General features: G+C 39.7%; 10 protein-coding genes. 4 read left to right on the top strand and 6 right to left on the bottom strand.

Going from position 1 to position 8,260, the window contains the following annotated elements; translation table 11 throughout:
- Both AC1DVB_RS23540 and AC1DVB_RS23535 read right to left on the bottom strand, forming a co-directional pair.
- On the bottom strand, positions 1-1,427 hold a 1,427-nt coding region (locus tag AC1DVB_RS23540; protein ID WP_477591197.1), incomplete at its 3' end, for an ATP-binding protein.
- Positions 1,428-2,030: 603 nt separating this feature from the next.
- Positions 2,031-2,312 carry an Fpa/YlaN family protein gene (locus tag AC1DVB_RS23535; protein WP_034313996.1) on the bottom strand — a complete coding sequence of 94 codons (282 nt, stop codon included), beginning with the start codon at positions 2,310-2,312 and terminating at the stop codon, positions 2,031-2,033.
- A gap of 221 nt (positions 2,313-2,533) precedes the next feature.
- Between AC1DVB_RS23535 and AC1DVB_RS23530 the strand changes: the two genes are divergently transcribed.
- A complete protein-coding gene (locus AC1DVB_RS23530) occupies positions 2,534-3,037 on the top strand; it encodes a peptidyl-prolyl cis-trans isomerase (protein WP_477591195.1) in 504 nt (167 codons plus the stop codon).
- Between the two features lie 61 nt (positions 3,038-3,098).
- On the opposite strand, the gene AC1DVB_RS23525 is transcribed toward AC1DVB_RS23530, so the two are convergent.
- Positions 3,099-4,430 carry a PhoH family protein gene (locus AC1DVB_RS23525; protein WP_477591193.1) on the bottom strand — a complete coding sequence of 444 codons (1,332 nt, stop codon included), beginning with the start codon at positions 4,428-4,430 and terminating at the stop codon, positions 3,099-3,101.
- 261 nt (positions 4,431-4,691) lie between these two features.
- Between AC1DVB_RS23525 and AC1DVB_RS23520 the strand changes: the two genes are divergently transcribed.
- The 3 genes from AC1DVB_RS23520 (at position 4,692) to AC1DVB_RS23510 (ending at position 6,052) form a co-directional block, all read left to right on the top strand.
- On the top strand, positions 4,692-5,291 hold the full coding sequence (locus AC1DVB_RS23520) for a YhcN/YlaJ family sporulation lipoprotein (RefSeq protein ID WP_477591191.1): 600 nt from the start codon (positions 4,692-4,694) through the stop codon (positions 5,289-5,291).
- Positions 5,292-5,436: 145 nt separating this feature from the next.
- On the top strand, positions 5,437-5,637 hold the full coding sequence (locus tag AC1DVB_RS23515) for a YlaI family protein (protein ID WP_072272690.1): 201 nt from the start codon (positions 5,437-5,439) through the stop codon (positions 5,635-5,637).
- Positions 5,621-6,052, top strand: a complete 432-nt coding sequence (locus AC1DVB_RS23510) for a hypothetical protein (protein WP_057278466.1) — start codon at positions 5,621-5,623, stop codon at positions 6,050-6,052. Before AC1DVB_RS23515 ends, AC1DVB_RS23510 begins: the two co-directional genes overlap by 17 nt.
- A 38-nt stretch (positions 6,053-6,090) precedes the next feature.
- Here AC1DVB_RS23510 and AC1DVB_RS23505 read toward each other — a convergent pair whose 3' ends face one another.
- The 3 genes from AC1DVB_RS23505 to AC1DVB_RS23495 all read right to left on the bottom strand — a co-directional run.
- Positions 6,091-6,375 (bottom strand): hypothetical protein, encoded by a 285-nt coding sequence (locus tag AC1DVB_RS23505; protein WP_034315418.1) that lies wholly within the window; start codon positions 6,373-6,375, stop codon positions 6,091-6,093.
- A 4-nt stretch (positions 6,376-6,379) separates the two neighbouring features.
- On the bottom strand, positions 6,380-6,688 hold the full coding sequence (locus tag AC1DVB_RS23500) for a YlaH-like family protein (RefSeq protein WP_034314008.1): 309 nt from the start codon (positions 6,686-6,688) through the stop codon (positions 6,380-6,382).
- A 22-nt stretch (positions 6,689-6,710) separates the two neighbouring features.
- Positions 6,711-8,260 (bottom strand): GTP-binding protein TypA/BipA (locus AC1DVB_RS23495; protein WP_477591189.1); only part of this gene is annotated, 1,550 nt, incomplete at its 5' end.

Below are 8,260 nucleotides of genomic sequence, written 5' to 3'. Positions count from 1 at the left end.
TTTCCGATATATGAAAGCATTTTTGTCCCACGGTCTTTTCTAATTGGGAAGCTAAATAATTCCGGTGTTGAATCAATGAATGATGTATCATATTCCCCATTTATGAATTTTTCATGTTTTACAACATTTTCAAGGAAGGGGATATTTGTTTTAATACCACGAATCCTGAATTCCTTAAGGTTACGAACCATTTTGGAAGCTGCCTGCTCAAATGAAAGCGCATGAGTAGAAAGTTTAACGAGAAGGGAATCATAATATGGTGTGATGACCGCACCTTGGAACCCATTCCCTGCGTCCAGGCGGACACCGAATCCCCCACCGGAACGGTACACCATCATTTTCCCGGTATCAGGCATGAAATTATTCAATGGATCCTCGGTCGTCACCCTCGATTGAATCGCATACCCATGAGTTTTAATACCTGCTTGTTCGGGAATCCCGATCTTTTTGCCATGGAGTTCATGCCCTTCAGCCACCATGATTTGAGATTGAACGATATCAATGCCCGTAATCATTTCAGTGATCGTATGCTCAACCTGCACCCGTGGATTGACTTCTATAAAGTAAAATTCGCCATTTGCGACAAGGAACTCGACCGTACCAGCGTTTACATAATCAATATTTTTAGCCAACTTGACGGCTGCTTCACAAATCCTTTCCCTTAAATCTTCGGAAAGGGAAACGGAAGGTGCCACTTCCACAACTTTTTGATGCCGTCTCTGAACGGAACAGTCACGCTCATATAAATGGACGATATTCCCATGAGTATCAGCCAAAATCTGAACTTCGATATGCTTCGGATTTTGTATGAATCTCTCTACATAGACTTCATCATTACCAAAAGCTGCTTTAGCTTCTGATTTTGCGCGATCATAAGCCTCTTCAACTTCTTCGATTTTTCCGACAATTCGCATTCCGCGTCCGCCGCCGCCTAATGAGGCTTTTATAATAATTGGAAAACCGTATTGTTCACCAAATTCCTTGACTTCTTCAACACTGGTCACCGGTCCATCGCTACCAGGGATAACCGGAATATCCGCCAGTTCAGCTTGTGTTCTGGCTTTTACTTTGTCACCAAACATATCTAGGTGTCTTGATTCTGGTCCGATGAAGATTATGCCCTCTTCCTCACAACGTTTCGCAAATTCAATATTTTCTGAAAGGAAACCATAACCGGGATGAATCGCATCGACGCCACTCATTTTGGCAATCGCAATTATGCCTTCAATATCCAGGTATGCATCAATCGGCTTTTTGCCTTCCCCGACCAAATATGCCTCATCCGCTTTATATCTGTGATAAGAACCATAATCTTCCTTTGAATAGATTGCAACTGTGTGAATGTCTAATTCCGTACAAGCCCGAAAAATCCTTATCGCTATTTCCCCGCGATTTGCCGCAAGTACTTTTTCTATACGTTTCCCCATTGCTACCACCCTAATCAATATGTATTTTTATTGAATATATAGAAAAAAAGCGTGAAAGATTTCCACCACTTTTTATTCATGAATTGATTTCCCAAATAAGGAGTCCAATCTGTTTAGGCTCATTTTATCGCTGATGTAATTATTTCGATATATTTTATATTTTCGTTTTTCACATCCGATAAAGACAAAAAAAGAGCCATATATCATTAACAAATTAAAATTTAGCTATAATAATATATTATCAATTTGATTTAACATTCAATTAATATAACAATAATACTAAAATTAACTGAATACAATAAAAAAATAAAAAATTACATATATTCGTATAAAAAAACAGGGAATTAGATCTGAATCCCCTACTATCGATCCATTATTAATCAAAGCCATATGACCGGAAAATCCCACAGGGAATATTTTAAAATCGGAAGATGACCATTGAACTTAGAAAGAATTCAAAAGAATAAGATAACTCAAATTGAACTTCGCGAACTAATTAGTATGTCACTATTAAATATAGTATAACATTATTCATTAATTGTGTATATAAATAAAAAACTCAAACAATCATCGAGATTTGTTTGAGTTAGTATGTTTTATCTATTATTTTTTTAACGATGCTTCATGCAAAACTGACAATTCCTGTTCAAGGGTTTCCAAAAGGGATTTACCCTCGGTCTCCTCTACCAAACCTAAGCGTACGGCAAAATCAATTTCTCGTGATAGGCCGAACATTTGCGTATCAAGTACCTCTTCATATAAAGGACATTGAGGCATAGTGAGATTTTCCATTTGAACTTTAATCAGTTTTAGAATCTTGTCAGCATCTGCTTTTAATAAAGCATAAGCTTTTTCTCGATGATTGACAAGCATATCAGATGCCATGTTAAATCCCCCCGCTCAGAGCGATTAAATCTTATCTCTAAATTCTACCTTTAGTTTTGTGAAAAAGCAAGGACATTGACGAACAATTTGCCATTGAGATATCACGATCACCTCTCAAATGGATATACCCAGCCATGGAATTTGTTCACCATCTTGAAGATGTGACATTTCTATTATAATTGATTATAATCATTAAAGAGCAACAGAAAGGAATGAGATATTTGGAACCCATCGTATTTATAAATGGAAAAGTGAAATATCCAATTACGCTAGATCCTGGAGTATGGATTTTTGATGACCGTAAAGTTGAAATCGATACATATTTCCACGCTGAAAGAGTCCAAGTCAATGAATTAGAAGAATATACGATTGCCGCCTCCAAACATTGGCAAAAAGAAATACAGGAAGGCGCAATAATGCCACCCACAATAAAAACGGAACGAAAGTTCGAGAAGCAAAGATTGCTGGAAGGGACTTTCGGCATCCCTTTTGAACCGTTTTTAAAAAATGCCGAACCTGAAAATGTGGTGACCGAAGTCAAAGTTACAACCGATGATGAGGAACTTACATTCCCGTTGGCAACGGCACTTGAATTTTTCCTGGGCTTTTCCAAAGATGGAAAGCCGCTTAAAATATCCGAAGGGGGCCCTCTGGAAATTTATTTCGGAGACGCTTCCAACATCAATGATCCGATAAAAAATGTACGGTCTTTCACCGTTAAATAAGACTTCGTTCATCCTTGCCAAAACTTTGGCAATCGGCAAGGGAAACCCCTTGCCGATTGCATTATAAAAGTGTAGCTGCCAGTTGTGCMAATCCCGATCTTTCACCTTTTATCAATTTAACATGGCCGGCTATACGCTCGGTCTTGAATTTTTCCACAACATAGGTCAAACCATTATTATATTCGTCTAAATAAGGATGATCTATTTGCTCCGGGTCCCCCATCAAGACAATTTTGCTCCGTTCCCCGACCCTCGTCAAGATTGTCTTGACCTCATGTTTCGTTAAGTTCTGCGCTTCATCGATGATAATGAACTGATCCGGTATGCTCCTTCCCCTGATATAGGTGAGGGCTTCAACTTCGATCGAACTCATTCCTGCTAAAATCGCATCCAATTCCCCAGGTTTTTTCGTATTGAACAGAAATTGGAGATTATCAAAAATAGGCTGCATCCATGGTCTTAATTTTTCTTCTTTTTCCCCAGGCAGATAACCAATATCTTTACCGACCGGAACAATGGGCCTGGCAACCAAAAGTTTCTTATATTGTGACAGATCTTCAGTTTGCATCAATCCTGTTGCCAATGCCAATAAAGTCTTGCCTGTCCCCGCCTTACCAATGAGCGTCACAAGCTGGATATCCGAACGAAGCAACAAATCAAGGGCCATGGTCTGCTGGACATTTCTCGGTTTAATTCCCCAAATATGCTCCCCTTCATACATCAGTTTCTTGACTAGCCTGCAGTTCTCATCCACTATCCCGATCGCCGAAGCTGAACTGCCCAGCGTGTCCTTCATCAACAGGAATTGATTTGGGTAATATGCATCTTTTGTCAGTTCTTCCAGTGAAAGAAAACTTTTTTCATAAAACTTATTCAGGTTATCAATCGATACATACACTTCTTTGTGCCCAGCGTATATATGATCCAGTTCTACAACGCGATCATTTAAAAAATCCTCTGCCTCTAGACCGATGGCGTCAGCTTTAACCCTGACGAGAGTATCTTTGCTAACCAGAATGACCGTTTTTCCATCTTCCTTCGTCTCTTCTTCCAAAGATAAATTTTTCGCGACTGCCAATATCCTGTTATCATTCGTTTTCTCAACAAAAATTTCCTGAAGTTTGTGAAATGAACGGTGGTTGAGTTCAATCCTTATGCTGCCTCCATTATGAAGCGGAATGCTCTGATGCAGCTTTCCTTTTTCACGAAAACTATCGATCAATTTCGATACTTGCCTGGCATTCCTTCCGATTTCATCCATATACCTTTTTTTTGAATCCAATTCTTCTAATACGACTGCTGGAATGACAACTTCATTATCTTCGAATGAATAAATCGAATACGGATCCTGCAACAGGACATTCGTATCTAAAACATAGATTTTTTTCCCCAATATGACGCCTCCTGCCTGCTCTATAGGATATGTCTTACCATTTACTACACTCAGCAGTTATGTAGCGGACGAGACTGTTGATAAAATATATGTTCCTTTGCATAAAGATAGAAGAACATTTACAGACTATAAAGAAAACTTCCAGCAAAGAATGCCATCCCCAACATTGATTACACCCTGTTTCACTGCATGTAATAATGACAACAGACTTGGTCGGTGGCGGCCAGGCTGGAACCAAAGAACATTTAAGGAGGTTGTACATTGCAAAAAATCATATTGTCGCTCGCTGCTGTTCTGTTGATGTCAGGTTGCGCAACGGATAATAAAAATGAAGTGTCTGAAAATAATGCGCAAAACAATATAACGAAAGTCAATAATACGACCATTAAGGAAGCAGACAGGAATACAGGTCAGCAAACTGCGGAAAGACTTACCAGTTTGGCTAAGTCCATTCCAGAGGTGAACGATGCCACCGCAGTCGTACTTGGCAAATACGCCATCGTCGGAATAGATATCGACCAAGATATTGAGCGTTCACAGGTTGGAACGATAAAGTACTCAGTCGGAGAAACTTTAAAACATGATCCTGACGGTGCTAATGCCATCATCGTCGCTGACCCGGATTTAAATGAGCGGATCAGGGAGGTAGCCAAAGATATTAAAGACGGCAAACCGGTAACCGGGATCCTAAATGAACTCGCTGACATCACAAGCCGACTCATCCCGGAGGTTCCTGGTGATATTTTAACCCCAACACCATCTAAGAACATCGAAAAGGAAAAAAATAAACTTGATGATGATAGGGAAAGAAAAGAACTCGATAAAGAGCAAAATGATCAATCCAATCACTTTAAAGAATGAATTTACCCGACCCGAAATGAATCTTCGGGTCTTTTTCATACCCAACAATCAACGTTCAACTGTTAGTTTCACTTTATCCTCGTTTTACCATAAAAATATTGGTATACTTAAAAGCATATTCAAATTGAAGTGAGGTTCAACTAATATGAAGGTTAAATGTGTAATATGCGATCAAATTGAATCTATACCTGACGATAGCCCAGAAGCGAAGAAACTTCGAAACCGTCCTATACATACCTATATGTGCAATACATGCAACCAACGCATAGAAGAGCGTACGAACGAGCGGATTGCTACCGGTAACTTCCGTCTTTATCGGACAATCAAAAATGAAGATGAGTGGTAGAACATTTCATAAAGTTACTCTGATTGGCCTGATCAATGGACTTCTGCTTGGATGGATAATGAAGTGGGTCGAAATGCTATCCGGTAAACAAGTGTATAAGCTTTTATTGAATGTGGATTTCCTCCCCCTAATGGGAGCGGTTTCCTGGAGTGAGGAATCATTATTCTTTTTCCACCTCCTTTTCTCACTGGCAATTACGTATAGTTACGTTTATATTCTACATCCTTTGAAAGTTTTCAGGAAATGGAACAAATACGCACTTGCTTTTATCACGATCATTCCCGCCATCATGCTTTACTTCCCATTATCGGCGCTGTCAAAAACAGAAGTTGTCCTTCCTTCTGATTTGACAGCTTTCTTTTTGTGGACAATCTTACATCTTTTTTATGGACTTTCCCTCCCTAAAGCAATATAAAAAAGAACCGTGCGTAAATCGCACGGTTCTTTTTATCATTACTCGATATTTTTATACTTTTCTGGCTCTAACTGAATTTGGTCTAACATGATATCAATCAATTCAATCGGATAACGCTGCTTTTTCATTTCGTCTCCCAAAAGGTACTCGACGAAATAAAAAGGTTCTGTTTTTGTAACCGAATCGATTATCACCTGATGATCGTCTTTCAGCATCTGCATGAAAAACATTTCTGTATCGCGTGCAGCTGAATCATCAGGCCTTGCATCACAGACAACTTTGATCGTCAACCAATTGTATAAAGCATCCTGTAATGATTTCATCATCTTAAGCCTGTTCTTCTTTTCTCGAATTATGAAGACGGATCCTATAAATCCCCAGAACAAGCGAAGCGATGACTAATGCCTCCCCCATAGGGAGAAACACCGCAAAGAAAGAAAGAAGGGTACATCCAAGTGCCATTACCACATAAATGACCACATTTTTTAGCAATGGTAACTTTTTGGCAAAACCTAACTGATAGACAAGGATGCATAATCCAAAGACCGTCAAATATAAATACCACATTCCTGCTTCAGGATTTTCATCCACTCTGTACAATGCTGCAAAAAATGATAATCGCTCTTGGATATCCACTCTTTTCTCCTCCTCTTGCTATTTATTTTTCTTCAATAGCAACTTTTTTTCTTTTAGCTGCTCTTTCACGCTCGTTTTTATCTAGAATTTTTTTACGAAGGCGGATTGAATCCGGAGTTACTTCACAGTACTCGTCATCGTTCAAATATTCCAGAGCTTCCTCAAGGGACATGATTCTTGGTTTTTTCATGGAAGAAGTTTGGTCTTTATTTGCTGAACGCATATTTGTCATTTGTTTCGCTTTAACGATATTAACAGTCAAATCGCTATCACGGTTATGTTCCCCGACGATCATGCCTTCATAAATATCCGTACCTGGCTCAACGAAAATAACACCGCGGTCTTCTACTTGCATAATACCGTATTGTGTTGTTTTTCCTGATTCCATGGATACAAGTACACCTTGGCGTCTTCCGCCGACTTGACCTTGTGCCATTGGTTGATAGCTGTCAAATGAATGGTTCATGATACCATATCCGCGTGTAATCGTTAAGAACTCAGTTGAATAGCCAATAAGTCCGCGAGCTGGGATCGTGAACAGTAAACGAACTTGACCGCTTCCGCTGTTGATCATATCCAATAATTCACCTTTACGGGCTCCCATTGATTCCATGATCGAACCAGTGTGCTCCTCAGGTACGTCGATTTGTACACGTTCAACCGGCTCACAACGGACACCATCAATCAAACGAACGATAACTTCCGGTTTAGAAACTTGCAGTTCATAACCTTCACGTCTCATGTTTTCGATCAGGATGGAAAGGTGAAGCTCCCCACGACCTGAAACAATCCAGACATCCGGAGAATCAGTATTTTCGACTCTTAAGCTGACATCAGTCTGCAATTGGTTTTTCAAACGCTCTTCAATTTTACGAGCTGTGACGAATTTACCTTCACGGCCTGCGAATGGGCTGTTATTTACAAGGAAAGTCATTTGTAATGTTGGCTCATCGATACGTAGAATTGGAAGGGCATCAGGATGTTCAGTCGGACAAACCGTTTCCCCTACGTTAATATCTTCCATACCTGAAACGGCAATTAAATCACCGGCAACGGCTTCTTGGATTTCAACTTTCTTCAAGCCAATATAACCAAAGATTTTCGTTACACGGAATTGTTTAACCTTTCCATCAAGTTTCATTAATGAAACTTGTTGACCTACATGCATTTTACCGCGGAATACACGGCCAACCCCGATACGTCCTACATAATCATTATAGTCAAGTAAAGCCACTTGGAATTGAAGCGGTTCATCTGAGTTATCAATTGGTGCTGGAATCGTTTCGACGATTGTTTCGAAAAGTGGGGTCATGTCTTTTTCTTGTTTAGCAGGATCTGAATCCAAGCTTGYAGTACCAGCGATACCTGAAGTGAAGACAACTGGGAAGTCTAATTGTTCTTCTTCAGCTCCTAGTTCGATGAATAAGTCAATTACTTCATCGACCACTTCATTTGGACGTGCAGAATCTTTATCGATTTTGTTCACGACAACGATTGGCGTGATCTTTTGTTCCAATGCTTTTTTCAACACGAAGCGAGTTTGCGGCATACAGCCTTCATATGCATCAACAA

The organism is Peribacillus sp. P4_D6 (assembly GCF_056401795.1).
This window is presented reverse-complemented; position numbering and strand designations above follow the sequence as displayed.